This window comes from Mycobacterium sp. 852002-51057_SCH5723018 (genome assembly GCF_001667035.1).
Classification (GTDB): Bacteria; Actinomycetota; Actinomycetes; order Mycobacteriales; family Mycobacteriaceae; genus Mycobacterium.
This window is the reverse complement of sequence record NZ_LZIR01000120.1, coordinates 68,814-93,365: the sequence shown is the minus strand read 5'-3', so window position 1 is coordinate 93,365 and position 24,552 is coordinate 68,814. Positions and strand designations below refer to the sequence as shown.

Genomic DNA, 24,552 nt, shown 5'->3' with positions numbered 1-24,552 from the left:
TACTGTTCAGCGCGGTGCAGATCGACGGTCGCGATGCCTACGCCACCCATACCTGCACACCGCAGCCCGGGCCGGTGGCCACGCGAGGTGGGTTCGACGTGATCGTCACCGGCGATTTGGACATGATCACCGGCGCTGACACCGTCCTGATCACCGGCCCGGGCTGCGGTGTGCAGGTATGGGTGGCGTAGGCATCGCGACCGTCGATCTGCACCGCGCTGAACAGTAGGTCCGGTATGGACAGCTCGAACGCGCCGACCGGCGGGACGGCGACCACCGCAATACGATGCATGGCCAGAACCTCCCCATATGTGGCGTTTATGCCACTTCCGGAGTGTAGTCGTCCCGGCGAATAGTGAAACCGTCGAAGTGCCGAAAGGAGATTGATGTCTGTGAAAGTTGTTGTGGGCGCGGGTGGGACCGGTGTGGCGACCGCCGAGCTTCTGGCCGCCGCCGGTCATGAGGTACGCCTGGTCACGCGGAGCGGCGGTGGTCCGCGTAATCCGCGCATCCGGCGGATCGCGCTCGACGCATCGAACACCGACGCGCTCGCGGCCGTCCTGGGGGGCGCCACCACGTTGTACAACTGCGCCGCGCCGCCCTATCACCTGTGGCGTACGCAGCTTCCCGCCCTCGCGTCGGGCATGCTCAATGCGGCCATCGCGGCCGGCGCCGACTACGTCATGCTGGGAAACCTTTACGGCTACGGACCGGTGGCGGGGCCGATCACCGAAGACCTTCCACTGCAACCCAACTCAGTCAAGGGTGAACTTCGCGCACGAGCCTGGACGCAAGCCAAAGCCGCCCACGAGGCCGGGCGGGTTCGCGTAACCGAGGTGCGCGCCAGCGATTTCATCGGCCGTGGCGCGTTGTCGGTGTTCACCCTGATGGTCGCGCCCAAGGTGCTGGCCGGCAAAACGGCATTGTTCCCCGCCGACCTGGATGCGTCCCACAGTTGGACCGGGACCGTCGACGCCGCACGCGCCCTGGTCGCGATCGGTGACGACGAGCGCGGTTGGGGGCGGCCGTGGCACGTGCCGACCAACCCCGCAATGTCGCCACGTCAGTTGGCGACGGTGCTGGCGGATTGCGCGGGCGTCGGTGCTCCGAAACTGCGCCGGATGCCGGGATGGTTGCTGGCCATGGCGGGGTTGGGCTCAAAAGTGGTGCGGGAGCTGCCCGAAATGCAGTATCAGCTGCAGAAACCGTTCGTGGTGGACGCTTCGGAGACCGAACACACATTCGGCTTGGCCCCGACACCGCTCGCCGAAATCTTGCGCGACGGTCTAGCCCACCGTCCGGCTATTGCCGAACCCGCGCACGAGGGTCGCTGATGATCGAGGTCCAAGAACACGGCGAATTGGGCGCACCGGCACCGCGGGTGTGGGGCTTGGTCGCCGATTTCGGCGGTTTCGTCGAGATGCTCGTCGCTTCGCGCAACGGCGAAGTCACGACCCATGGGTCGGGCGTGGGCATGACCCGCACGGTCGACGTCGACGGCGAGCGCTTGGTCGAACGCCTGGACGAGGTGGACGAGGAACGTTGGCGGACAAGGTACTCGATGATCGTCACCGGACCGCTTCCCATCGCGGACTATCAGGCGACGATCACGTTGAATCCCCTCCGCCACGATAGGTGCCGCCTGGATTGGGCCGGTTCCTTCGTCCCGGACGGCGCCACCGAGGATGATGCCGCAGCGGCAGTCCGCGCCGTCTACGTCGAAGGAATCGCGCTGATGCGCCAACGTTTTGGCGGCTAGCGCGCTACACCGTGACGAAGTCGGCCATCATGGCCATGTCCTCGTGCTCGAGGTTATGGCAATGGACAAGATACGCTCCCCGGTAGTCGGTGAATTGGACGATGACCTCCACCGCCCCAGACGGCGCGACGTCCACGGTGTCTTTCCATCCGCGATCGTAGCTGCCCGGTGATTTGTCGTTGCGCGATAAGACCTGGAAGTGGTTGAGATGCACATGGATCGGGTGCCGAATGTCGGTGATGAAGCGCCAGATTTCTACCTCGCCCAGGCGCGGTGTCGCCAGCGGAACGCCGGGCTTGTACGGCTTGTTGTTGATTGTCCACACGCCGGCGCGGCCCTGGCCGAACAGGAATGTGCGGGTGGCCACGGCGCGACCACGGTCCAGCGGGGCGAACGTTCCGCTGAGCTTCTCGGGAATCGTGGTTTCGTCTGATCGATCGGTGCCGACAACGTCGAAGCGCATGATCTCCGAACCGGACTGCGTCCCAATAGCGTTGACGAGGCGTACCCGCGTCCCCGGGCGATAGCGGGAGAAGTCGACGATGACGTCGAACCGTTCGGCCGGGGCGATGTCGATCGCGTCGTGCTGGAGCGGGCCGGCCAGAAGGCCGCCGTCACTGCCGATTTGGGTGAAGGCCGAACCGTCGGACGGTGGCGGATCCAGCCGCAGCCGGTAGCGGCGGGCGTTGGAGGCGTTGAGTATCCGGAACCGGTACCGCGCGGGGTCGGTTTCCAACACGGGCCATGGCGCCCCGTTGACCAACACGACGTCGCCGAGCACGCCGTTCATGTAGGGAGCGGCGACGTCACCGCCCTCGGTAACGGGGTACTGGAACGACCCGTCGGCGGCAAAGGATCGGTCGGTGATCATCAGCGGTATGTCGCGGCGACCTTGCGGCAGTGGCAGCGCGTCTTCTTCGTCATCGTGCACGAGGTGGAAACCCGCGAGTCCCCGCCAGACGGCCTGACCGGTGTAGCCCATCCGGTGGTCGTGATACCACAGCGTCGCTGCGCGTTGTCGCATCGGATACACGTATTCACGCTGTCCGACAACGGAGTTGCGCGACATGGCGGGCGCCATGCCCATATGTCCGGCGGCGGCGTCTGCCACCTGCGGCTCGATGAGGTCGAGCGGGTACCCGTCACTGTCTGGCGGGGTGTGCCCGCCGTGAAGGTGCACGGCCACCGGGACGGGTAGTGCGTTGTGGTGGCGTATCGCGGTTCGCCGGCCCGAGCGCGACACGATGGTGGGTCCGGGAAACGTTCCCCCGTAGGTCCATGCCGGTGTGGTCAGGCCGGGCAGTATCGCCAGGTCTGCCACCTGCTGGGTGATCGTGTAATAGTCGGTCGTGCTGTCGCTGGCGCCAGGCGCCAGGCGGGCCGGAATGGGCAAGGGCACTTGATAGCGCGGCGGCAGCGGCGCCCCGCTACGCAGCAGCCTGCCCGGTTCGGCGGCGCCGAGCGCAGTCTGCGCCGCAGGCCAGGCGGCACCGACGAGGCCGACACCCGCGGTGAGCAGACCCGCGCGCAGGACGGTTCGGCGCTTCACGGTGTCACTTCGGCGTCGAGAACATGGCGTGCGGGCAGCGGAGTGCGCCAGATCATCGTCGCCAGTTGGACGATCCCGACGACCAGCAGCACGCCGAGTGGGATGTGTAGAGCGGTGAGACGCAATTCGCCCGTTGCGAATTCGGCAACGAGCAACAGGGTCTGCACGACGCCCGCGGCGAGGGGGCGCCGCCGGCCGGTGGTGCGCCAGACCCACGCCAGGATCACGATCTGCACCGCGGAGGTGATGGTGACCGCTCTGGCCCCGAGCGCGTGCAGCCTGAGCGCGTCGTATTGGCCGCCGAGGAAGTTGCCGGCCAAAATCGCCTGCACCAGCGCCCACGCGATCATCAACGCGCTGCTGGCGCGCGCCAACAGCAGCGGCAGGCGTGCGGCCGGTCCGGCCGTGGTGACTGGCATGGTCACAAGACCGTCGGATGGGCCGCGATGGCGGCGCCCAGCGTGGCGCAGTTGAGCGCCAGCAGAAATCCGCCGAACATCATCTGGCCGGTGATGTCGTGGGCAAGCACGTGGGTGTAGACGGCGCATACGAAGAAGATGACCAGGCCCGCGGCAGCCGCGATGCCGATGGCTGGAATCCACAGGCCGACAAGGAGTCCGAGGGTGCCCAGTGTCTTCAACGTGCCGATGGGAAACCTCAGCCAGGATACGGGCACGCCCGCGCTTGCCATTCCGGGCAGAATCGGCGCGAAGTGAACCAGCGCCGCGATGCCAGAGAATCCGTCGAAGGCGATCGCGATCAGCATCAGCACTAGATATGCGGTGTGCATGGGTGGTCTCCTATGCGGGGTTCAACGGAAGGCTGGGTTTCGGCTCCACGCGAGAGCCTTTGCTGGACAGCGCTTCTTGGCGCACCATCTGCCACAAGGTGGGCGTGTGCTGGGTGGTGGAGATGATCACTATCCGCCGTATGGATGCCGTCTCGGCGGCGAGGGCGATCAGGTAGTCGGCCAAGTCGATGCGGGCGGTGAACGCTCCCACCGGGTCGACGGGTCCGCATACGTAGTCGGTCGGTTCGGGAAGGTCGAACAATCCGGAAGCTCGGACGATCGTCCAATCCGTGCCGCTATGACGCACGATGGCTTCCATGCGGCGCATGTCGTCGTAGACCGTCTTGCCGATCGCCTTGGTGATTGGTTCTACCAGCCGTAGCGAAAGCGGCGCATGGTGGCGACGGGTGGGGTATACCGACGTGGAGCTCACCACGATGAGACGGCGAGTTCCCGACGCGCACATGGCGCCGATGATGTTCGCGGTTCCCAGCGAGTAGGTATCTACGGGCCTGCGAGTAAAGGGCACACCCAGCACCGAAACCACGGCATCGGCTCCGTTGACCGCATCGAGCACGGCGGGATAATTCCGCACATCGGCTTCCACGACAGTCAATTGCGGGTGCGCGAAAGGGAATTCGGGCGGCCGACGTGTCGCGGCGACCACCGAATGGCCGGCGGCCACCGCGCGCGCAGTAGCGAGCCGTCCGGTGGGCCCGTTGGACCCGAATATCACCAACCTCATCGCACACTCCCCAAATCAATCACTGGATATGATGATCACGGTACATGACAATCATGCCGCTGTGCTAGACCGTCTCCATACGGGCTGCAAGCAAGCCGCGGGAGTGCTAGGCAATCACCCCAACTGGGGATGGACTCCGGGGATGAGCCCCGCTCCCGCGGCGACTCGCTGCAGAAGTCGGCGCAGCATGGCGCGTTCTTTCGGCGACAGCGGTGCGGCGATTTCGTCTTCGAGGTCGCGGGCCTGGTCGTGCAGGGCTGGTAGCAGGCGGCGGGCCTTGGCGGTGAGTGTCACGGCGACCGCGCGCCGGTCCTCGGGATGGGTCAACCGTTTGGCCAGTCCTCGCTGCTCGAGGTTGTCGATGACGGTCACCATGGCGTTGCGGTGAATGCCGAGGCGTTCGGAAAGCTGGCGCTGCGACTGCCCGTCGGCACTGTCCAGTGCCGCCAAAACCGCATACGTGCGTGGGTCGGCCCCAATAGCCGCCAGCCGGCGCTGGAAATCGCTGCTGAGATGGGCGCCCAACTGCGAGAGCAGGAACGGGATTCGCTCGTCGAGTTCAGCAATGCCGGAGCGGTTTTCAGCCATCGGCTAAGACTAGCACCGGGCGTGATTGTCACATGCCAGGAACAGGTCGAGGTCCTCGAACGGATCAACGAAGAAGAATCCGGTGGTCACTTCGATGTCGTCGTGGGACAGCGCCGCGAGTGCCTCGCGCACCGTTCAGTCGTCGGACCGTGCCGAATCCTCCACATACGTAGGAAGTCGGCCAGCCATTCGACGGACATCTGATGGCCGCTGTCCGAAACGGGATGTGAAGGCGCTGGAGAAATAGGCGCTGGAACGGAACCCGCAGTGGGCCGAGATTTCTCCGATGGTCATCGACGAATATGAGGGCTGTCCCAACATCTTTCGTGCTGCATCCAACCGCCGCCCGAGGACATACTGAGGAACGGTTGTCCCTGTGCGCGAGAATATCCGCGACAGATGCCGCGGACTGATCCCCACTGCTGCCGCAATTCTGGCTGCAGACAACGTATGGTCGCTCAGCCGACCATCGATGAATGATCGTGCGCTCGCCAGGTACGTCGACGATTCTGCCTCCGCGTCAGGGCACCACATCGCGCCCACCAAACGCAATAGCTCCTGCTCGTGCGAATGCCCGTCACTCGTCCGAAGTGCGTCTCTCACCCGCGCCGCCAGCGAGCCGGCGACCGCGCCGTATCTGGTGGAGAAGGGCTTGAAGAGTGGCGCGTCCAACTGGATCAGCCCGGTGTTTTCGTGGAATGCATGCCTGGACACCTTTAGCATCAACTCTTTGTAGCCCGCCGAGAACCCGCCGATGAACGGCTTGTCGGCATCGCACACCAGGAGCTGACCCGGCCTCACAGTCCTGATTCCATCGTTGTGAAAAACGAACACTTCTCCCGCCAAGACAAATTGCAGAACGATCGCGTCGGCCGGGCACTGCCGGATCATCTTGGGTCGGCGCTCAACGACTGTCGGTGTTGCAGTTTTGTTGTGCGCTAGGAGCGTGTGAGCCAATTGCAGATTGACCGTTGTGCCCTCGAACTCCGCAGGCTTGAGCGATCGACACCGAAGATCCAGCAGTGCATGTGAAATGTACTCCTGCCAAGAGACGATTCGTTCTCGGGGCGGAAGTCCGACAGTGCTGAATTCGGTGATGGTTGCCGGCTTCAGCACGATGAGCACGCGATCCCATCGACGCCCCGTGTTGTCGAGGCGGGTCCGTCCTGGTAGGTGTCCATGATGTCCTTCTCAGTTGGTCAGGTCGCGCCGTCTCCGCTTTCGGCGCCATGAGCTGATGTCGTTGTGATGCAACCATATTCACACGTGGGCGCGAGCGGCTTGATCAGATGCACACGAGAGTTGACGAGGGAACGACGTACGACGGCAATCCCGCTCCGATGGTTCCTCCTCGTCAAATTGACCGTCTTACCACATTATCAGGCCGGAATCAGTCCTGAATCCTGAAAAGGGGCTGCTAATTACCTGAGAGTATGTTTGCCGCGATTGCTGACCGAATGCCGGGGGGCGTCGGCTCACCGGTTGTCGCGGCCCGCATGGGGGATCACACGAGGGCGTTAGAAGCGAATTCGGCTGCCTGCTCGGCCATTCCGTTGTCCTTGTAGGCGCTGTGCGCCGCTCGGTCGAGCCCACCTGCGCAGACGGGATCGCCCGCTGCGCACAATTCGAGGGTCTTGCCCGCGTAGAGATGCCCGATCGTGATGGGTGGAGCGCTGCGGTCGATGAGATTTAGAAAGCCGTTTGATGGCTTTCCAAACAAGGTGACAGCGACAACATGCGTGGCGATAGTCGCAGGCATGACCCCGGTGAGGCCCGCGGGCAGCACGTATCCCGGGGGCACCGCGTCGCTGGTGGTGTAACCGGCCACCGCAGCTCCCTGTGAGTAGCCGCCCAGCACGATCTTGGTGTGCGGGCAGGTGGCGGCAATCGATTCGACCCTGTTGCTGGCGTCGATGACGCCCTGTGCGGCGTCATTAAAGTCCAACGATGCGGGATAGTCCACTGCATAAACATCGACGGCACTCCCGCCAAGGCGGGAGTTTAACGCGTCGACGAATGCCTGCCCAGTGTCGCCAATACCCGGCGCCTCGAAAGTGCCGCGCGCAAACACCACCTCTACGTCAGGGCAGGACGCACCTGATTCTGCACTAGCTGTTGCCTGCAACCCCCGACCGACGGCGAGGCAGATCACCCCTATGGCAAGGCCGCGCAGCATCCAGCGTCGCGTCTTATCGGCGGGTGCGGTGGTGTGGTACATGGCTTTACCTTTCGGTCGCTGACATCGCCAGCAACTAATCAGCTTCCCGCTTGAGAGTCTGTGAATTGCATCCGAGGAGCCGTCCGGTCGAGGATGGCGTCTGCGGCGCGCTCCCCGATCACCACGCAGGGGGCCATGGTATTGCTGGTCGTCAGGCGCGGCATGATCGAACCGTCGGCCACCCGGAGCCCATCGACACCTTGCACTTTGAGCCGGGAGTCGACGACCGACATCTCGTCACGACCCATCTTGGCGGTACCCACCTCGTGCCAGTAACTGCAGCCCGCGTCGCGGATATAGCTCTCCATCTCTGAGTCGGTCAACCTGCCCGGCATGACTTCCCGTTTGACGAACGGTCTCAGCGCCGTTGCTGCGCCAATCTCGCGCATCCGCTGCATTCCAGCGATCGCCATGCGCATGTCGTCGGGGTGACTCAGACTGTTGGCCTCGATCCGTACCGGCGACCCGGGATCCGCTCCGGTCAGACGGATCCGGCCGCGACTCGCCGGATGCGAAACGGCACCGAAGAGGGTCCAGCTGGATTCCGGTAACCCGTATCGGTCGGTGTTCTCAGGGGTGGCCTTCGGGACCTCGCTCTGGCAGACGAAGAACTCAGGAGCCCGCGCCCCGGATGTCGTTGTCACGAAGAAGACCGACTCGGACATGTTGTTGCGGGGCGCCAGGACCTCGGGACACTCAAAGACGCAGTCGATTCCGAGGTGATCCTGCAGGTTCTGACCCACGCCGGGTAAGTGCGCGACGATCGGGATGTCCAGCGGTCGCAACTCGTCGGCGTTGCCAATACCAGAGTGCAGCAGCACTTTCGGCGTGTTGATCGCACCAAGTGAAAGCACGACCTCCACGCCGGCTTCGATCCGGCTGATCGAGCCGCGGTGATCGATTTCGACGCCCGTGGCACGGGCGCCCTGGAAAACCACCCGCCGCACCACGGCGTGAGTCAACACAGTCAGGTTGGTGCGGTGCAGGTGGGGGTGAACGTAGGAGCGGTAGACCGATTGGCGCTGCCCTGCGCGAATGAGCACATCGGTCACCGCGGCGCCACCGTCCGCCTCCATCAGCCGACCGTTTGGATTCTTGAAGGTCGCGATGCCGACCTCGGCGGCCGCCTCGAGAGAGGCTGCGACCAGTGGGTGGGGGTTCGGTGCAGGCTGCACGTACATCGGTCCGCCCGTCCCTCGGTGGAGCGGATCGGGGGCACCGTGCCAATCCTCCACCTCCCGGTAGAGCTTCAGTACCGACTCGTAGTTCCATGCATCGTCACCGGCCTCCGCGGCGAGACGATCCCAGTCGGTCTGATGGCCGCGCGCCCAGATCATCGGATTGATCGCAGAGCCGCCGCCGAGCACCTTGCCCATCGACATCAGCAGACGGCGACCATTGATCAGCGGGTTCGGCACTGTCGTGAAGGCCCAATCGAGGGCGGACCCGTGATTCATCCAGTGCAGACCCGGATCGGTCACTGCCGGTAGCTGATCGGTACCTCCGGCCTCCAGAAGTAACACGGTCGCTTGGGGATCCTCGGAGAGCCGGCTCGCCACCACCGATCCCGCCGAACCGGCTCCGCACACGATGAAGTCGTAGTGCGGCAGGTACGATGGGGTGAAATCCATTGCAGCGGAATGTTCTTGATGGGCGTAACTCATCGTATTCCTCGAAGTTGGGCAGGCTCCGTCGGGCGGGCGGCCAGGGCCCGTCTGCCCCCTCCGCTCGCCCGGGGCCCGGATGGCATGGTGATCAGAAGCCTTGTTGGGTGAGCCATTTCAAGATGACGTTGGCGACGTCGCTCCAGCCGTGGTCGATGGTGAGTGAGTGTCCGCGGTCTTCGAAGAGGTGAAGGTCGGTGTGCCCGGATCCCTTCTGATACATGGCGAAGACTTCCTCGGTCACCTTGAGTGGAACAGTGTGGTCTGCGGTGCCCGAGGTAAGCAGGAGGGGGCCGCGGTCGGCCTTCTGGGTGTCGACCTTGGCGGGTGAATGCCGCGAGAAATTGGCTGCAGCCCCTTGGAAAAGCGGTTTGCCGGGGCCTGGGATGGACCACTTGGCGTGGAGGAGGTCCGATTCGTCTTCGGTCAGCATGTTGCCGAATGCATAGCGGAACTGCTCCGCGGTCAGCGAGACGGTGCGATGTTTGTTCGCGGGGTTGCCGAGAACGGGGAACGCGGAGCGCACTTGGGCGAACGGGAGTGCTTTGACTCCTTTGATCTGTGCCGGGTCAATCCCGACGGCGGCTGCGGCGACATTGTTGGCGAGGAGTTCTTGGGCGATCAGGCCGCCGAACGAGTGCCCGATCACGATGGGTTGGACGTCGGGTGTACCGATGAGGCGGGTGTAATGATCCACCAGCATTTCGATGTCGACGTTGTCCAACGCGTTTGGGTTCGATCGGGTCTCGGCGACGGTCGGTGCGTCACCGGGCCAGCCGGGGGCCGACGCACTGTAGCCGTGCTGGGCGAAGAGTTCTATCCACGGGCGCCAGGCCGTGGAGTGGATCCATAGTCCGTGGATGAAGATGACGGGATTAATCTTTGTTGATGCGGTCATGACGCGTCTCCTCGCGGGTGTCGTTGAAAGTAGCTCGCTGCAAGGGATTTGCAGAGGCTCGCGCATTGGCGTCCTGCGGGTGGTTGGTACGACGAACCCCCACCCGCAGACGTTGATTCTGTGGCTGGCGACGCGGAAAATAGAAGGACTCGGGCGAAACTGGTCCGGAACCGGAAAGAAGGGCCGATTCCTGGCACCCGGCCTGGGTACGGGCTACAGGACGCGCGTGCCGACCGACGGCGGCGATGGTCCATCAGCCCGCGCGGGATCGACGTGAACCACCCCTAGGCCGCGCCTGGGCGGCCGCAAGCCGCGCGTGGGGGGACGTAGAATCGGTCCTGCTCAAGGTGCCGTTTGCGCATGCTCCAGCGAGTCGGCTTCGGCTTCGGCAACTGGTCTAACACACTTTGGCGCGGCGCCACCACCACAACCGTGCGGCATTCCGGAATCCCCCGTCAGCCTGCACCCGGCGTGAGGCCGGCGTCTGCCACCGCAGTCCTCATGGTGTGCACCGCGGTCCTGGCCGTGCGATCAAGGGCTGCGCGCGCCAGTTCGGACAGCGCATCGATGGTGCGCCTCTGGTCATCGTCGTTTCCACAGGGCACCGCCATGAAGTCGGTGACACCAGCGTCGCGCAACTGGTCGATGCCGCGCTCGAGCGCCGCGGCGTCACCGACTATCGCCACGCCGGCCGGACCCGTGAGCCCTTCACGCGCAAGAGTCCTGCGGTACTCGGGGACCTGCGCTGCAACGCCGAACCGTTCGCCGATGATGGAGCGGGCCGCGTCGACGTCGTCGGTCGCCCAAACGGGCAGGCCCGCAACGATTCTCGGTCTGGTGCGACCCGCGTCGGTTGCGGCCTTGGCGATGGTCGGCACGATATGGGTGGCCAGTGTCCGCGGTCCCGTCATCCAGGTCACGGTGCCGTCGGTCAGCTCACCGGCCGCCTGCAGCATCGAGGGCCCGAGGGCGGCGAGCAACACCGAAGGGGCTTTGACGCCGGAAACGCTGACCGCGCCCGCGGCGGTGATGAAGCCTCGGTGATTCACGGGGTGTCCCTGGAGCAGCGGGTTCAGCAGTCCGAGGTATTCGCGCATGCGGGCGGCGGGCCGGTCGGCCGCCATCCCGTACATGCCGGTGATCATGGCGCCGATCCCCGCCCCGATGCCCAGCGTGAGCCGACCCGAAACCGCCGATTGAACCGTCAGCGCTTGGCTCGCCAGCACGAGGGGGTGACGCTGCGGCACGGGAATCACTGCGGTTCCCATTTCGATGCCGGGCACGGCGGCACCGGCCACCGCCACGCTGGTCAGCGCATCGATGCCCAGTGCCTGGCTCGACCAGGCGGTCGGGAAGCCGGCCTCGGCGGCCGCCCGGACCTGTTCGACGACGGCGTTAACCGTTGTCACTCCGCGAATCTCGCCGACCGCAAGACCGATGCGCATGGATGACCTCCGATGACGTGCCCTGGAATACGAGGAAATGGGGTGCCACCCCGCTTACGGTATGCGACGATACGGGGGGTCACCCCGGTTACGCAAGGAGGGTCGGATGCCGCGTCGACCACCGCAGCCGCACGAGTCTTCGATGCGCGCCGACGCCCGCCGTAATCGCGACAAGATCCTGGCCGCTGCCGGCGCGGTGGTCGCCGAGGCGGGAGCCGACGCCTCACTGGAGGAGATCGCCCGGCGCGCGGGCGTGGGGTCGGCAACGCTGCACCGCCACTTCGGCGGTCGAGACGCCTTGCTGCAGGCCATGTTCCGCGACCGCATCGCCATACTCTGCGACCGTGCCGAGGAACTCGGCGATGCCGACGATCCGGACACGGCTCTGGTGTCCTGGCTTCGCGAGCTGGTGTCACACGCCGCTGCCACCCGCGGCTTGGCCGCCGCGCTGATGGAGGTGCCCGCGCGTGGCGGCGGCGCCAATCCGCACCGATTGATCCGGGACGCCGGTCAGCGGTTGCTTTCTCGAGCCCAGGCAGAGGGCTCAGTCGATGGCGGCACCGAGATCGATGATGTCCTGCGCCTCGCCAACGCCGTCGCAATTGCCGCCGAACAGACGTCGGACGCCGGCCGCCGGGCCGACGCCTTGATGGCCATCGTCACCCACGGACTGATCCGGCCCGGAAGCGGCCCAACCTAGCTCAGTGGCCGCGGGCCACCCACTCCTCGTAGTGGACGATCTCGTCGCCGACGGTGGTGCTGTCACCGTGGCCGGTGTGCACGACCGTCTCGCCGGGCAGCTTGCCCAGCCGCTCGGAGATCGACTGCAGGATCGTCGGGAAGTCGGAGTACGAGCGTCCCGTCGCGCCCGGGCCGCCGGAGAACAACGTGTCGCCGCTGAACACCACACCCAGGTCGTGCGCGTACCAACACACCGATCCGGGGGAGTGGCCCGGGGTGTGCAGCGCCCGCAGCTCCGTCCCTCCCACGCTCACCGTCTCGCCGTCGGCCACGGAGCGGAAGTCTTTGTCCGGATGCGTCATTCGCCACAGCACCTCGTCAGCCGGATGCAGCAGCACCGGTGCGTCGAGTGTGTTGCCGAGTTCCGGCGCGACCGTCACGTGGTCGTTGTGGCCGTGCGTGCAGACCACCGCCACCACGTGGCGGCCACCCACGGCCTCGACGATGGGTGCCGCATCGTGTGCGGCGTCGAACACCACGACGTTGGAGTTGTCGCCGATCAGCCAGATGTTGTTGTCGACTTCCCAACTGCCGCCGTCGAGTTCGAAGGTTCCGTGGGTGACGACCCGGTCGATGGACACCATCAGAGCATCACCACCGAACGCAGCACCTTGCCGCCGTGCATCTTGTGGAACGCCTCCTCGACGTCGTCGAGCCCGATGCGTTCGGACACGAACATCTCCAGCGGAAGCCGGCCCTGCAGATACAGCTCGATCAGGGTGGGGAAGTCGCGTTCGGGCAGGCAATCGCCGTACCACGACGACTTCAGCGAACCCCCGTGCGAGAAGAAGTCCAGCAGCGGCATGTCCAGGCGCATGTCAGGCGTCGGAACACCAACCAGCACAACGGTTCCCGCGAGATCGCGGGCGTAGAAGGCCTGCTTCCAGGTTTCGGGCCGGCCCACCGCGTCGATCGCCACGTTGACGCCGAAGCCGTCCGTGAGGTCCTGGATGGTCTCGACGACATCCAGATCCCGGGCGTTGATGGTGTGGGTGGCGCCGAACTTGCGGGCCCAGTCCAGCTTGGTGTTGTCGGTGTCGACGGCGATGATCTTCCGGGCCCCCACCAGCGCGGCACCGGCGATCGCCGCATCGCCGACGCCGCCGCAGCCGATCACCGCGACGGTGTCGTCGCGGGTCACCGCGCCGGTGTTGATCGCCGCGCCCAGCCCGGCCATCACGCCGCAGCCCAGCAGGCCCGCGACGGCCGGGTCGGCCTGGGGGTCGACCTTGGTGCACTGGCCGGCGTGCACCAGCGTCTTGTCGGCGAACGCGCCGATGCCCAGCGCCGGGGTGAGCTCGGTGCCGTCGGTCAGCGTCATCTTCTGCTCGGCGTTGAACGTGTCGAAGCACAGCTGGGGACGGCCGCGCTTGCAGGCCCGGCACTGCCCGCACACCGCACGCCAGTTCAGGATCACGAAGTCGCCCGGCTCGACGGCCGTCACGCCCGGCCCGACCGCTTCCACGGTGCCCGCGGCCTCGTGGCCGAGCAGGAAGGGGTACTCGTCGTTGATGCCGCCCTCGCGGTAGGTCAGGTCGGTGTGGCATACCCCGCAGGCGATGACGTCGACGAGCGCCTCGCCGGGGCCGGGGTCCGGGACGACGATGTCGACCAGCTCGACGGGCTCGCCCTTCTTGCGTGAAATGACTCCGCGCACTGTCTGACTCATGGGCTACAACCTACTGTCGGGCGGATCACACTGCGCAGCCGGTGTAGCGTCTACATGACGTGACGACAGACGAGAAAAGCCCCGCCGTAACCGCTGTAACCACCGAAACCGCCGAACAATTCGCTGAGCGAATGATCGCGGCCATCGACTCCGCGAGCCTCACCCTCCTGCTGAGCATCGGACATCAGACCGGCCTGCTCGACACCATGGCCGGGATGCCCCCGGCCACCAGCGCGCAAATTGCCGAGGCCGCGGGCCTCAACGAGCGCTACGTCCGGGAGTGGCTGGGCGGCATGACCACCGGGCACGTCGTCGACCACGACCCCGAGACCGCCACCTACACGCTGCCCGCCCACCGCGCCGGAGCGCTCACCCGCAAGGCCGGTCAGGACAACCTGGCCGTCCTCGCCCAGTTCATTCCGCTGCTCAGCGAGGTCGAGCAAAAGCTCGTCGGTTGCTTCAGGAACGGCGGCGGGCTGCCCTACAGCGAATTCCCGCGATTCCACAAGCTGCAGGCCGAGCAGAGCGGCACGGTGTTCGACTCCGCGCTCGTCGACGTCGTACTGCCGTTGGTCGACGGACTCGTCGAGCGGCTGCGTTCCGGCGTGGACGTGGCTGACTTCGGATGCGGCAGCGGTCATGCGATCAACCTGATGGCCCAGGCGTTCCCCGCGAGCCGGTTCACCGGCATCGACTTCTCCGACGAGGCCATCGCGGCCGGTGTCCAGGAGGCGGCCCGCCTCGGCCTGACCAACGCGGGCTTCGAGAGTCACAACCTGCCCGAGCTGGACAAGGCCGAGGCCTACGACGTCATCACCGTTTTCGACGCCATCCACGATCAGGCCCAGCCGGCGCGGGTGCTGGAGAACATCCACCGCGCGTTGCGACCGGGCGGGGTCTTCTTGATGGCCGACATCAAGGCGTCGAGCCGGCTCGAGGACAACGTCGGCATGCCGATGAGCACCTACCTCTACACCGTCTCGCTGATGCACTGCATGACGGTGTCGCTGGCGCTGGACGGCGCCGGGCTGGGCGCGGCCTGGGGCGCGCAGCTGGCCACTTCGATGCTCGCCGACGCCGGGTTCGGCGACGTGCTGGTGGCCGAGACCGACGCGGACCCCTTCAACAATTACTACATCGCAACGAAGGGATGACCGCGCTCGAGGCCCTGGATAACTGGCCGGTCACGGCCGCGATCGCCGCGGTGATCGGGCCCTGCGGAGTGCTGGCCAGCCACGGCGACACCGAGCGGGTGTTCGAGCTGGCGTCGGTGACCAAGCCGCTGGTGGCCCGGGCCGTGCTGGTGGCCATCGAGGAGGGCGTCGTCGACCTCGACACCGAGGCCGGCCCGCCCGGCTCCACGGTCCGCCACCTGCTGGCGCACACGTCGGGCTTGGCCATGCACTCTGACCGCGTCCTCGCCAAGCCCGGCACCCGGCGGATGTATTCCAACTACGGCTTCACCGTGCTGGCCCAGACGGTGGAGCGCGAGTCGGGGATCGAGTTCGGCCGCTACCTGGCCGAGGCGGTCTGCGAACCGCTCGGCATGACCGCGACCCGGCTGGACGGCGGCACCGAGGCGGCCGGCTTCGGGGCCACCTCGACGGTCGCCGACCTGGCCGCCTTCGCCGGTGACCTGCTGCGCCCGTCGACCGTCTCGGCGCAGCTGCACGCCGAGGCGACGACGGTGCAATTCCCGGGCCTGGACGGCGTGCTGCCCGGCTACGGCACCCAGCGGCCCAACGATTGGGGGCTGGGTTTCGAGATCCGGGACTCGAAGTCGCCGCACTGGACGGGGTCGCGCAACTCGGTGCGGACCTACGGCCATTTCGGCCAGGCGGGTGGTTTCATCTGGGCGGATCCCGAGCTGGACCTGGCGCAGGTGGCGCTCACCGACCGCGATTTCGGGGAGTGGGCGCTGCGGCCGTGGCCGTCGATTTCCGACGCGGTGATAGGCGAGTACGCCTAATTCGCATCGCACACTAGCGCAACATGGGTATCACAGGGCACAATAGACACGCAGGACACAAAAAATAGTGGCGGATATCCGCCAAGCATCCGGCTTATCGGGCCCACCAGGTCGTTGGGGAAGACGTCCCTCGTGGAACCGAAGGAGCAGGAGATGCGTTCGTCGAACCAATTCGCCGACGTGACGACAGGCGTGGTGTACGTCCACGCCTCGCCCGCGGCGGTATGCCCGCATGTCGAGTGGGCGCTGTCCTCGACCCTGCAATCCAAGGCCAACTTGGTGTGGACACCGCAGCCGGCGATGCCCGGGCAGCTGCGTGCGGTCACCAACTGGGTCGGGCCCGTCGGCACCGGCGCCAGGTTGGCCAACGCGCTGCGCTCCTGGTCGGTGCTGCGGTTCGAGGTCACCGAGGATCCCAGCCCGGGGGTCGACGGCCAGCGGTTCAGCCACACGCCACAGCTGGGCCTGTGGAGCGGGTCGATGAGCGCCAACGGCGACATCATGGTCGGCGAGATGCGGCTGCGCGCCATGATGGCGCAGGGAGCCGACACCCTGGCCGCCGAGCTGGACTCGGTGCTGGGAACCGCGTGGGACGAGGCGCTCGAGGTCTATCGCGACGGCGGCGATGCCGGCGAGGTGACCTGGCTCAGCCGGGGCGTCGGCTAGGTGCGGGTCTCCGAACCATTAGGCGATCTTTAAACCCGCTAGCGGATGTGCTAGCGCATTCGCGGATCGCCTGATGGTCTGCAGGCGGATGTCCCTATCATCGGGCGGGCCGCAGGATCTGCAGCGCGGCGGGAACCACCGAGATCTCGGCGGGCAGCGGGCACGCGAAGTCGCCGTCGGCATAGACATTGATGCCCGGGCACTCGACGTGGATTGACTTGGCCCGCGCCGTGCTCACCTCGTCGAGGTCGACGTGCGTGCCCTTCATCACGGTCGGGAACAGGCGGACCAGCTTCGTCCGCGATGCCGAGTGCGCCATGGTGATGTCGAGCAGGCCGTCGGTGGGGTCGGCGTTGGGGCAGATCAGCAGCCCGCCGCCATAGCTGCGGGTGTTGCCGAAGGCCGCCAGCGTGATGTCGGCCTCGATCTCCTTGGTTCCGTCGAGCACCATCCGAAATGGCAAGAGCCGCAACCGCGACAGCTCGGCGAGCATCGCGAGGTAGTAGCGCAGCCGTCCGTGCGGCCAGGTCATCCGGTTGGCCCGGTCGGTAACCAGGGAGTCGAACCCGGTGGCCGCCACGGTGCCGAACCACTTGTCGATCCCGTTGCCTTGGATCCGCCCCAGATCGATGGTTTCCGTGCAGCCGTCGAGGATGATGTCGGCGGCGGCCTCGGGATCTTTTGCGGGAATGGCGAATTCGCGCGCGTGGTCGTTTCCGGTGCCGGCCGGGACGATGCCCAGCGGAACGTCGGTGCCGGCCAGCACCTGCAGCGCGTTGGAGACGACGCCGTCGCCGCCGGTGACCATCAGCGCGTCGGTGCCGTGTTCCAGGGCGGCGGCGGCGAGATAGCGCGCGTCTTGCGCGTCGTCGCCGATGATCTCGGTGACCTCCACGCCGCGGTGCTGCAGCCGGGCGATCGCGACTTGCGCCGCGCGGATGGCCGCGCCGTGCCCCGAGGCAGGGTTGGTCAGCGCGGTCACCTTGGCGATTTCGCGCCGGCCTCGCGTCACGGAATCAGCTTGCCGGGGTTGAGGATTCCGGCCGGGTCCAGGGTCGCCTTGACCGCGCGCAACACCTGCACGCCCAGCTCGCCCACCTCGTCGCGCATCCAGGCCCGGTGGTCGGCGCCGACCGCGTGGTGGTGGGTGATGGTTCCGCCAGTGGCCATGATGGCGTCCGAGGCGGCCTTCTTTGCGGCCCGCCACTGCTCGATCGGGTTCCCGCGCTGCCCGGCGACCACGGTGAAGTACAGCGAGGCGCCGGTGGGGTAGACGTGCGAGATGTGGCACATCACCAGCGCCGGTGTGCCCGTCTCGGCCAGCGCGTTGGTAAGGGCTTGGGTCACAGCGGCTTTCAGCGCGGGTACGCGGGACCAGGTGGTGGCCGTCTCGAGCGTCTCGCAGAGCGCGCCCGCCGACAGCAGCGAGTCGCGCAGGTAGGGGGCGCCGAACCGCCCGCGCTCCCAGGCCTGCGCCGGCGCCTCGCCCAGCGGCGTGCCGCCGTGCGCCGCGAGCAGCGCGCTGGTCTCGGCGTGCCGGCTCTCGACGTGTTCCTTGGTGCCCTCGAACACGGTGATGGCCAGGCATCCGCCGGTGACCTGGTTTTCCCCGATCGCCTCGGTGGTGGCCAGGTTGACCCCGGTCTCGGCTTCATCGGAGAGCCGAATGACGGTGGGACCGGTGGCATTCTGGGTGACGGCGCGCAGCGCCGCGGCCCCGGTGTCGAAATCCGGGAAAGACCACGCCTCGTGGCGGACGGCTTCGGGGATCCGGTGCACCCGCAGCCGCACCTGGGTGATGACGCCGAAGGTGCCCTCCGAGCCGACCATCAGCTGGCGCAGGTCGGGACCCGCGGCCGATTCCGGTGCGCGGCCCAGGTCCAGGGTGCCGACCGGGGTGATGATCCGCAGCCCGCGCACCATGTCGTTGAACCGGCCGTAGCCGGCGGAGTCCTGGCCGGACGAGCGCGTCGCAGCGAAGCCGCCGATGGTGGCGTACTCGAAGCTCTGCGGGAAATGACCCAGCGAAAAGCCGTGTTCGCCCAGCAGGCGTTCGGCGTCCGGGCCGGTGACTCCGGCCCCCAGGACCGCCTGGCCGGACACCTCGTCCAGCTCGACGAGTTCATCGAAGCGGCGCAGATCGAGCGACACCACGGCCTGAAACCCACCGCGGACGGGGTCGAGCCCGCCCACCACGCTGGTGCCGCCGCCGAACGGGACGACGGCGATGCGGTGCTCGGAGCAGTAGCGCAGGACCGCGAAGACGGCGTCGTCGTCACCGGGCAGCAGGATGGCGTCGGGCGCGTCCTGGACGCCGCGGTCGCTGCGCCGCAGCAGGTCGAGGGTGGACTTGCCGCCGGCGTGCAGCAGGCGGTCGTGGTCGGCGGTGCGGCAGTATTCGGCGCCGACGATCCCGGCCAGCGCGTCGCGGTCGGCCTGCGGCAGCGCCGACGGACGCAGCTTGGCGTCGTCGGCATCGAGTTCGGTCTCGGTCGAATCCTGAATGCCCACAGCCTGTTTCAGCAGCGCGCGATTCCCTTCCGAGAGGGGCTTCGCCGCGGCCGGGTCTCCCCACGCGTTCCACTTCATGGGCGGGAGGAGCTCGTCGGCGTTCGTCATGCGTTACAGTATTACACATGCTGTCAATCAGTAACGCTGGTTCGGACACCGCGGACCGCATCCTCGCCGCGGCGGCCAGCTGCGTGGTCGACTTCGGGGTCGACCGGGTGACCCTCGCCGAGATCGCCCGGCGCGCGCGGGTGAGCCGCCCCACCGTCTACCGCCGCTGGCCCGACACCAAGTCGATCGTGGCGGCGCTGCTGACCCGGCACATCACCGGGGTGATGCGCGACGCGCCGTTGCTCGGCGACGACCGCGAATCCCTTGTGCGACAGATCGTTACGGTGGCCGAGCTGCTGCGCCGCGACGAGCTGGTGATGTCAGTGCTGCACTCCGAGCTCGCGCCTATTTACATCACCGAGCGCCTCGGCACCAGCCAGCAGATGTTGATCGACGTCCTGGCCGAGCGGCTGCGTGCGGCCCAGCGCCACGGCAGCGTTCGCCCCGGTGACCCCCTGCAGATGGCGACCATGGTCTTGCTCATCGCGCAGTCGACCATTCAGTCCGAACGGATCGTCCGGCCGATTCTGGGCGCCGAGGCGCTGGCCGCCGAGCTCGCCTACTCGCTGAACGGATACCTCTCGTGACGGCCTTGAACGCGGCGCGCCGCGCCGCCGACCTGAACGCGCTCGCCGACGGCGCGCCGGTGGACGTCGTCGTGATCGGCGGCGGGATCACCGGCACCGGGATCGCCCTGGACGCCGTCTCGCGCGGGCTGCGGGTCGCGCTGGTGGAAAAGCACGACCTGGCGTTCGGCACCAGCCGCTGGAGCTCCAAGCTGGTGCACGGCGGCCTGCGCTACCTGGCGACCGGCAACGTGGGCATCGCCCGGCGCAGCGCCATCGAGCGCGGAATCCTGATGACGCGCAACGCCCCTCACCTCGTTCATGCGATGCCGCAGCTGGTTCCGCTGCTGCCCTCGATGGGCCGCGGCAAGCGGGCGATGGTGCGCGCCGGGTTTTTGGCCGGCGACGCGCTGCGGGTGCTGGCGGGGACGCCGTCGTCGGCGCTGCCGCGGTCGCGGCGGGTCTCGGCTGGGCGCGTCGTGGAGATGGCGCCCACCGTTCGTCGTGACGGGCTCGACGGCGGGTTTTTGGCCTACGACGGGCAGTTGATCGATGACGCCCGGCTGGTGACCGCGGTCGCGCGCACCGCCGCGCAGCACGGCGCGCGGATCCTCACCTACGTCGCGGCGTCGCATGCCACCGGCACGTCGGTGCGGTTGACCGATCAGCGCACGGGGCAGTCGTTCGACGTGTCGGCGCGTGCGGTCATCAATGCGGCCGGGGTGTGGGCCGGCGAGATCGACTCGTCGTTGCGGCTGCGGCCCAGCCGGGGAACCCACCTGGTCTTCGATGCGGCGGCGTTCGGGAATCCCGTTGCCGCGCTGACGATTCCGATTCCCGGAGAGCTCAACCGCTTCGTCTTCGCCATGCCCGAGCAGCTGGGCCGGGTCTACCTGGGGCTGACCGACGAGGCCGCTCCCGGCCCGATACCCGATGTGCCGGAGCCGTCTGCGGAGGAGGTCACGTTCCTGCTGGACACGGTGAACACCGCCCTGGGGACCGGGCTCGGGACGGCCGACGTCATCGGTGCCTACGCCGGCCTGCGGCCGCTGATCGACACCGGTGCAGGCCGCACCGCCGACGTATCGCGTGAGCATGCCGTCGTCGAGGCGCCGTCGGGCGTGATCAGCGTGATCGGCGGCAAGCTCACCGAATACCGCTACATGGCACAGGATGTGCTGGACCGGGCCATCGACCGGCGGGGGCTGCGCGCCGCCGAATGCCGGACCCGCAACCTGCCGCTGATCGGGGCGCCGGCCAACCCGGGTTCGACGGTGCCGCCGATGGCCGGTCTGCCGGAGTCGCTGATCCTGCGGTACGGGGCCGAGGCGGCGAACGTCATCGCCGCTTCTACGTGCGAGCGGCCCGGCGACCCGGTGGCGGACGGGATCGACGTGATCCGGGCGGAGTTCGAGTACGCCGTCACCCACGAGGGCGCGCTCGGTGTCGGCGACATCCTGGACCGGCGCACCCGGATCGGTCTGGTGCCGCGCGACCGCGAGCGAGTGGTCGGCGTAGCCGAGGAGTTCGTGGCGCGCTTCGGCTGAAGTGGGTCCGCCGATTGCGTCGGCGGATACCATGAAACGGAACTAGTCCGTATCGGTAAGGAACGTACATGGAGCTCGACAGCGGCGTGGCTCCCGCGTCGCGCCGGGCACGACGCCCGGGACGCCTCGATCGATCGTTGGACGCAGCCATCCTCGACGCGACGCTGGCGGGGGTGGCCGAAGTGGGTTATGACCGGTTGAGCATGGACGACGTCGCGTCGCGCGCCGGCGTCGGGAAGGCGGCGATTTATCGTCGCTGGCCATCGAAGGCGGTGGTGGTCGCCGATGCCATCGCCCACTGGCGGCGGCGGCTGGGACCCGTCGAGCCGCCCAACACCGGCAGCCTTCGCGGTGACATAGACGCGCTGGTTGCCGCCACGCCCGAGTTGAATGATGCCGATTCGCACATGATCCGGGTCGTGGTCGGGGTGGCGACGGCTGCCATGCACAATCCGGTGCTGGCCGCCGCCCTGGACGACCTGGTGCTATCCACTCCGCGTCAGGTGGTCCGAGCGGTGCTCGACCATGCGGTGGCTCGCGGCGAAATCCCGGGCGGTCGCGACCTGAGCCTGATCCCCGACGTCGCACTCGGCCTCAACGTGCTGCGGGTGATCACGGGACGGCCGATCGACCGGGTTTACGTCCGGCGCATGCTCGAAGACGTGATCTTGCCGCTCGCCGGCGCACCGGCGCCCTAGTTGTTGCGCAATCCGCCTGTCGCGTGCGACATTGGAATCCAGACGGAACTAGTTAGTTCCGCTTGGATGGGAGGCGGCGATGGATGTCAAGCGTGTCCCGGTGCTGATCGTCGGGGCCGGCGCCGCCGGCCTCGCAACCTCTGCGCTGCTCGCCAAACATGGCGTTTGCTCGCTGCTGGTCGAAAAGCGCAGTGAGGTATTCATCTATCCCAAAGCGCGCAACTTGAGCTTTCGCAGCCTCGAGATCCTGCGCGGCCTTGGGCTGGCCGACGAGGTCCACGCGATCGCACACGGCGTTTCGGACATGCTCAGCAAGCCCACGCTCAACACCGCCGAACAACATCAGGCGTTCGACGTCAACGCGATCTTCGCGCCTTTCAAAGATCTGAGCCCCGAGCCCGGCGGCCAATACTGTCCGCAAAGCGCATTCGAACCGATCCTGCTCGCGCATATCCGCCGGGACGGTAGCCACGTGCGCTACAACACCGAGTTGGGCTCCTTCGAACAGGACGAAAGCGGCGTCACCGCGGTCGTACGCGATCGGGAGTCGGGCACAACGGAGGCTTTACGCGCCGACTACCTCGTCGCCGCCGACGGCGTGCACAGCCCGACCCGCGACGCGCTCGGCGTGACGACCTCCGGCTGTGGGGCGCTGCCGATCTATGTCGTCTTCATCTACTTTCGGGGACCCTGGCGCAAGTTTGTCCCGCAGCTCGGCGGTGGCGACGGCATCCAGGTCAAGAACCCGGACGTGGAGGGCATCTTTCTCCCGGTACGCGACGACTTCGGCATGTTCATCACCACGTACTTCCCCCGACTCGGGGAGACCGCCGATCAGTTCACCGCACAGCGTTGCCGCGAGCTGCTGACCAAAGCGATTGGTGAGCCGATCGACATGGAAGTCATCGACGTTGCGCCGTGGCAGCCCTACGAGCGGGTGGCCGACCAATTCCGCAGCGGCCGAGTCTTTCTCGTCGGTGACTCGGCGCACACCATGCCTCCGTTCAAGGCCGGTGGAGCCAACACCGCCATCCAGAGTGCGCACAACCTGGCCTGGAAGCTGGCCGCCGTGTTGAAAGGGACCGCCGGCCCGGCCTTGCTGACCACCTACCACGCCGAGCGACACCCGGTCGGCCGCTTCAATGCGCGCCAGTCGCTCACGGGCCCATCGCGGGCCTTCCTCCGGTCGGACGACAACCCGCCGCAATTGCCGGCCGGCGAAGAGGCGCCGATGTTCTCCCTGCTGATCGGCTACCAATACCGCTCGGCCGCTGTCGTTTCCGGCGATCCTGTTCCGGCGGATCCGGACGCCGTGTCACTGGTGGAGGAATTGCGTGGGCAACCGGGTACCCGGGTCCCGCACGCATGGGTCGTTGATGGCGGGAAGCGGGTCTCCACCCTCGATTTGCTCGGTTCCAGCTTCACGCTGTTCACCGGGGACGACGATGCCGCCTGGTCCGACGCCGCAGCCTGCGCGTCGAAGGCCCTTGACATCCCAATCAACTTGCGGCGCATAGGAACCGAACTCGACGTCGACGGCTCCTGGGCCGCCGCCACGGGACTCGCACCGGACGGGGCGTTGTTGGTGCGCCCCGACGACTTCGTGGGCTGGCGCGCCGACAAGCGGCCGCGCTCACCCGAAACCGATCTCGGCAGGACGCTGTGTCGGATCCTCACCCGCGCAACATGATTGAAACGGTGGCCTGTCTGGGCTCGAGCACTACGGCATCGAGGGGAACCTACAAATGGATCGACGAGCTCGACAGGCGGCCTCAAAACAGCCGGTTTCGATTCGTGCAACCTCGGTGTGGGCGGGGATCTGTCGTTCAATGCCGTCCGGCACCTCGACCGAGTGACCGCACTACGGCCGGAGCGGGTCATCGTGCTCATCGGGACGAACGACGTCATGGCGAGCGCCTTCCCGAATTTCCGGCGATTCGTTCGGGTCTGGAAGCGGCTCTCGGAAGAACCGTCGACGGCGCGGTTCAAAGAGAACCTCACCGTCATCGTGCGCAGACTGCAACGGGAGGCCGACGCGCGGGTCGGACTCAGTTCCCTTGCGCCGCTTGGCGAAGAACCCCGTTCGGCCCATCCAGTTCAGGCGCGGCTCAACGGCCTGATCGCCACCTACAACGGCATCATCCGCGAAGCCGCCTCGACGGGGTCCGCGGACTACATCCCGTTCTATGAGGCTTTCCAAGAGCGACTCGCACGGACGGCGGCCACGAAACCGTTCACCCGGTTCTCGTTCGCGGCTCTCTACCGCGACTACCTGTTGCGAGAAATGATCATGCGCCGAAGCTTCGATGAGATCTCGCGAAGCAACGGTTGGCAATTCCACATTGACGGCATCCACCTCAACACCGAGGGCGGGCGCATCCTCACTGAGGCCGTTCAGCGGTTCTTGGACTCCTGAACCCG

26 protein-coding genes and 1 pseudogene are annotated in these 24,552 nt (G+C 66.8%); 12 read left to right on the top strand and 15 right to left on the bottom strand.

Annotation, left to right across the window (positions count from 1 at the left end):
• The 3 genes and pseudogenes from A5764_RS29585 to A5764_RS24365 form a co-directional block, all read left to right on the top strand.
• A pseudogene (locus A5764_RS29585) lies at nt 1-191 on the top strand (hypothetical protein); the annotation flags it as partial.
• Between the two features lie 201 nt (nt 192-392).
• On the top strand, nt 393-1,334 hold the full coding sequence (locus A5764_RS24370; RefSeq protein ID WP_231989803.1) for an NAD-dependent epimerase/dehydratase family protein: 942 nt from the start codon (nt 393-395) through the stop codon (nt 1,332-1,334).
• Complete coding sequence (locus A5764_RS24365; RefSeq protein ID WP_067118446.1) at nt 1,334-1,759, top strand: SRPBCC family protein; 426 nt, start codon at nt 1,334-1,336, stop codon at nt 1,757-1,759. The genes A5764_RS24370 and A5764_RS24365 overlap by 1 nt, the downstream gene beginning before the upstream one ends.
• Before the next feature lie 4 nt (nt 1,760-1,763).
• Here A5764_RS24365 and A5764_RS24360 read toward each other — a convergent pair whose 3' ends face one another.
• The 11 genes from A5764_RS24360 to A5764_RS24315 form a co-directional block, all read right to left on the bottom strand.
• Entirely contained in the window at nt 1,764-3,308 is a 1,545-nt protein-coding gene (locus A5764_RS24360) for a multicopper oxidase family protein (RefSeq protein ID WP_067118443.1), read from the bottom strand.
• Nucleotides 3,305-3,658, bottom strand: coding sequence for a hypothetical protein (locus A5764_RS24355; RefSeq protein WP_067118496.1), 354 nt, complete (start codon nt 3,656-3,658; stop codon nt 3,305-3,307). The genes A5764_RS24360 and A5764_RS24355 overlap by 4 nt, the downstream gene beginning before the upstream one ends.
• Before the next feature lie 71 nt (nt 3,659-3,729).
• Nucleotides 3,730-4,098, bottom strand: a complete 369-nt coding sequence (locus tag A5764_RS24350) for a DoxX family protein (protein ID WP_067118441.1) — start codon at nt 4,096-4,098, stop codon at nt 3,730-3,732.
• 10 nt (nt 4,099-4,108) lie between these two features.
• Complete coding sequence (locus tag A5764_RS24345; protein ID WP_067118438.1) at nt 4,109-4,843, bottom strand: NAD(P)-dependent oxidoreductase; 735 nt, start codon at nt 4,841-4,843, stop codon at nt 4,109-4,111.
• 114 nt (nt 4,844-4,957) lie between these two features.
• Entirely contained in the window at nt 4,958-5,431 is a 474-nt protein-coding gene (locus A5764_RS24340; RefSeq protein WP_067118435.1) for a MarR family winged helix-turn-helix transcriptional regulator, read from the bottom strand.
• A gap of 9 nt (nt 5,432-5,440) precedes the next feature.
• A complete protein-coding gene (locus tag A5764_RS29765) occupies nt 5,441-5,563 on the bottom strand; it encodes a hypothetical protein (RefSeq protein ID WP_255361135.1) in 123 nt (40 codons plus the stop codon).
• A gap of 3 nt (nt 5,564-5,566) precedes the next feature.
• On the bottom strand, nt 5,567-6,556 hold the full coding sequence (locus A5764_RS24335; protein WP_067118432.1) for an AraC family transcriptional regulator: 990 nt from the start codon (nt 6,554-6,556) through the stop codon (nt 5,567-5,569).
• A gap of 379 nt (nt 6,557-6,935) precedes the next feature.
• Entirely contained in the window at nt 6,936-7,607 is a 672-nt protein-coding gene (locus A5764_RS24330; protein ID WP_067118493.1) for a cutinase family protein, read from the bottom strand.
• 80 nt (nt 7,608-7,687) lie between these two features.
• A complete protein-coding gene (locus A5764_RS24325) occupies nt 7,688-9,280 on the bottom strand; it encodes a GMC family oxidoreductase (protein ID WP_067118428.1) in 1,593 nt (530 codons plus the stop codon).
• Between the two features lie 124 nt (nt 9,281-9,404).
• Nucleotides 9,405-10,277, bottom strand: coding sequence for an alpha/beta hydrolase (locus tag A5764_RS24320; protein WP_369807366.1), 873 nt, complete (start codon nt 10,275-10,277; stop codon nt 9,405-9,407).
• Between the two features lie 389 nt (nt 10,278-10,666).
• Nucleotides 10,667-11,656, bottom strand: coding sequence for a TIGR03564 family F420-dependent LLM class oxidoreductase (locus tag A5764_RS24315; protein WP_067118421.1), 990 nt, complete (start codon nt 11,654-11,656; stop codon nt 10,667-10,669).
• Nucleotides 11,657-11,762: 106 nt separating this feature from the next.
• Here A5764_RS24315 and A5764_RS24310 point away from each other — a divergent pair, with 106 nt between their 5' ends.
• A complete protein-coding gene (locus tag A5764_RS24310; RefSeq protein ID WP_067118419.1) occupies nt 11,763-12,356 on the top strand; it encodes a TetR/AcrR family transcriptional regulator in 594 nt (197 codons plus the stop codon).
• 1 nt (nt 12,357) lies between these two features.
• On the opposite strand, the gene A5764_RS24305 is transcribed toward A5764_RS24310, so the two are convergent.
• Both A5764_RS24305 and A5764_RS24300 read right to left on the bottom strand, forming a co-directional pair.
• Complete coding sequence (locus A5764_RS24305) at nt 12,358-12,981, bottom strand: MBL fold metallo-hydrolase (protein WP_067118416.1); 624 nt, start codon at nt 12,979-12,981, stop codon at nt 12,358-12,360.
• Nucleotides 12,981-14,066, bottom strand: a complete 1,086-nt coding sequence (locus tag A5764_RS24300) for an S-(hydroxymethyl)mycothiol dehydrogenase (RefSeq protein ID WP_067118413.1) — start codon at nt 14,064-14,066, stop codon at nt 12,981-12,983. Before A5764_RS24300 ends, A5764_RS24305 begins: the two co-directional genes overlap by 1 nt.
• Nucleotides 14,067-14,197: 131 nt before the next feature.
• On the opposite strand from A5764_RS24300, the gene A5764_RS24295 reads away from it, so the two are divergent.
• The 3 genes from A5764_RS24295 (at nt 14,198) to A5764_RS24285 (ending at nt 16,701) form a co-directional block, all read left to right on the top strand.
• The gene (locus A5764_RS24295; RefSeq protein WP_067118410.1) at nt 14,198-15,220 is read left to right on the top strand and encodes a class I SAM-dependent methyltransferase; all 1,023 of its coding nucleotides are present in this window, start codon (nt 14,198-14,200) and stop codon (nt 15,218-15,220) included.
• Nucleotides 15,217-16,035: a serine hydrolase gene (locus tag A5764_RS24290; protein WP_067118407.1), complete on the top strand. Its 819-nt coding sequence runs from the start codon at nt 15,217-15,219 to the stop codon at nt 16,033-16,035. The genes A5764_RS24295 and A5764_RS24290 overlap by 4 nt, the downstream gene beginning before the upstream one ends.
• 153 nt (nt 16,036-16,188) lie before the next feature.
• Entirely contained in the window at nt 16,189-16,701 is a 513-nt protein-coding gene (locus A5764_RS24285) for a DUF3145 domain-containing protein (RefSeq protein ID WP_067118490.1), read from the top strand.
• Nucleotides 16,702-16,798: 97 nt separating this feature from the next.
• Here A5764_RS24285 and A5764_RS24280 read toward each other — a convergent pair whose 3' ends face one another.
• Both A5764_RS24280 and A5764_RS24275 read right to left on the bottom strand, forming a co-directional pair.
• On the bottom strand, nt 16,799-17,713 hold the full coding sequence (locus A5764_RS24280) for a diacylglycerol kinase (RefSeq protein ID WP_067118404.1): 915 nt from the start codon (nt 17,711-17,713) through the stop codon (nt 16,799-16,801).
• Complete coding sequence (locus A5764_RS24275; protein WP_156664850.1) at nt 17,710-19,290, bottom strand: FAD-binding oxidoreductase; 1,581 nt, start codon at nt 19,288-19,290, stop codon at nt 17,710-17,712. The genes A5764_RS24280 and A5764_RS24275 overlap by 4 nt, the downstream gene beginning before the upstream one ends.
• A 47-nt stretch (nt 19,291-19,337) precedes the next feature.
• Between A5764_RS24275 and A5764_RS24270 the strand changes: the two genes are divergently transcribed.
• From A5764_RS24270 to A5764_RS24250, 5 genes are all read left to right on the top strand, one after another.
• Nucleotides 19,338-19,907, top strand: a complete 570-nt coding sequence (locus A5764_RS24270) for a TetR/AcrR family transcriptional regulator (protein ID WP_067118398.1) — start codon at nt 19,338-19,340, stop codon at nt 19,905-19,907.
• Complete coding sequence (locus tag A5764_RS24265; RefSeq protein ID WP_067118395.1) at nt 19,895-21,433, top strand: glycerol-3-phosphate dehydrogenase/oxidase; 1,539 nt, start codon at nt 19,895-19,897, stop codon at nt 21,431-21,433. Before A5764_RS24270 ends, A5764_RS24265 begins: the two co-directional genes overlap by 13 nt.
• A gap of 68 nt (nt 21,434-21,501) precedes the next feature.
• On the top strand, nt 21,502-22,131 hold the full coding sequence (locus A5764_RS24260; protein ID WP_067118392.1) for a TetR/AcrR family transcriptional regulator: 630 nt from the start codon (nt 21,502-21,504) through the stop codon (nt 22,129-22,131).
• Nucleotides 22,132-22,210: 79 nt separating this feature from the next.
• Nucleotides 22,211-23,821: an FAD-dependent monooxygenase gene (locus A5764_RS24255; protein ID WP_067118389.1), complete on the top strand. Its 1,611-nt coding sequence runs from the start codon at nt 22,211-22,213 to the stop codon at nt 23,819-23,821.
• Entirely contained in the window at nt 23,822-24,547 is a 726-nt protein-coding gene (locus A5764_RS24250; protein ID WP_082951877.1) for an SGNH/GDSL hydrolase family protein, read from the top strand.
• The last annotated feature ends 5 nt before the right edge of the window (nt 24,548-24,552 follow it).

Excerpts from the sequence above, each read along its gene's own strand:
- A5764_RS24310 (WP_067118419.1), top strand. The coding sequence starts at position 11,763 with ATGCCGCGTCGACCACCGCAGCCGCACGAGTCTTCGATGCGCGCCGAC.
- A5764_RS24275 (WP_156664850.1), bottom strand. The coding sequence starts at position 19,290 with ATGAAGTGGAACGCGTGGGGAGACCCGGCCGCGGCGAAGCCCCTCTCG.
- A5764_RS24290 (WP_067118407.1), top strand. The coding sequence starts at position 15,217 with ATGACCGCGCTCGAGGCCCTGGATAACTGGCCGGTCACGGCCGCGATC.
- A5764_RS24345 (WP_067118438.1), bottom strand. The coding sequence starts at position 4,843 with ATGAGGTTGGTGATATTCGGGTCCAACGGGCCCACCGGACGGCTCGCT.
- A5764_RS24285 (WP_067118490.1), top strand. The coding sequence starts at position 16,189 with ATGCGTTCGTCGAACCAATTCGCCGACGTGACGACAGGCGTGGTGTAC.
- A5764_RS24325 (WP_067118428.1), bottom strand. The coding sequence starts at position 9,280 with ATGGATTTCACCCCATCGTACCTGCCGCACTACGACTTCATCGTGTGC.
- A5764_RS24350 (WP_067118441.1), bottom strand. The coding sequence starts at position 4,098 with ATGCACACCGCATATCTAGTGCTGATGCTGATCGCGATCGCCTTCGAC.
- A5764_RS24315 (WP_067118421.1), bottom strand. The coding sequence starts at position 11,656 with ATGCGCATCGGTCTTGCGGTCGGCGAGATTCGCGGAGTGACAACGGTT.
- A5764_RS24295 (WP_067118410.1), top strand. The coding sequence starts at position 14,198 with ATGATCGCGGCCATCGACTCCGCGAGCCTCACCCTCCTGCTGAGCATC.
- A5764_RS24365 (WP_067118446.1), top strand. The coding sequence starts at position 1,334 with ATGATCGAGGTCCAAGAACACGGCGAATTGGGCGCACCGGCACCGCGG.
- A5764_RS24340 (WP_067118435.1), bottom strand. The coding sequence starts at position 5,431 with ATGGCTGAAAACCGCTCCGGCATTGCTGAACTCGACGAGCGAATCCCG.
- A5764_RS24300 (WP_067118413.1), bottom strand. The coding sequence starts at position 14,066 with ATGAGTCAGACAGTGCGCGGAGTCATTTCACGCAAGAAGGGCGAGCCC.
- A5764_RS24330 (WP_067118493.1), bottom strand. The coding sequence starts at position 7,607 with ATGCTGCGCGGCCTTGCCATAGGGGTGATCTGCCTCGCCGTCGGTCGG.
- A5764_RS24320 (WP_369807366.1), bottom strand. The coding sequence starts at position 10,277 with ATGCGCGAGCCTCTGCAAATCCCTTGCAGCGAGCTACTTTCAACGACA.
- A5764_RS24260 (WP_067118392.1), top strand. The coding sequence starts at position 21,502 with ATGGAGCTCGACAGCGGCGTGGCTCCCGCGTCGCGCCGGGCACGACGC.
- A5764_RS24270 (WP_067118398.1), top strand. The coding sequence starts at position 19,338 with ATGCTGTCAATCAGTAACGCTGGTTCGGACACCGCGGACCGCATCCTC.
- A5764_RS24305 (WP_067118416.1), bottom strand. The coding sequence starts at position 12,981 with ATGGTGTCCATCGACCGGGTCGTCACCCACGGAACCTTCGAACTCGAC.
- A5764_RS24355 (WP_067118496.1), bottom strand. The coding sequence starts at position 3,658 with ATGATCGCGTGGGCGCTGGTGCAGGCGATTTTGGCCGGCAACTTCCTC.
- A5764_RS24255 (WP_067118389.1), top strand. The coding sequence starts at position 22,211 with ATGGATGTCAAGCGTGTCCCGGTGCTGATCGTCGGGGCCGGCGCCGCC.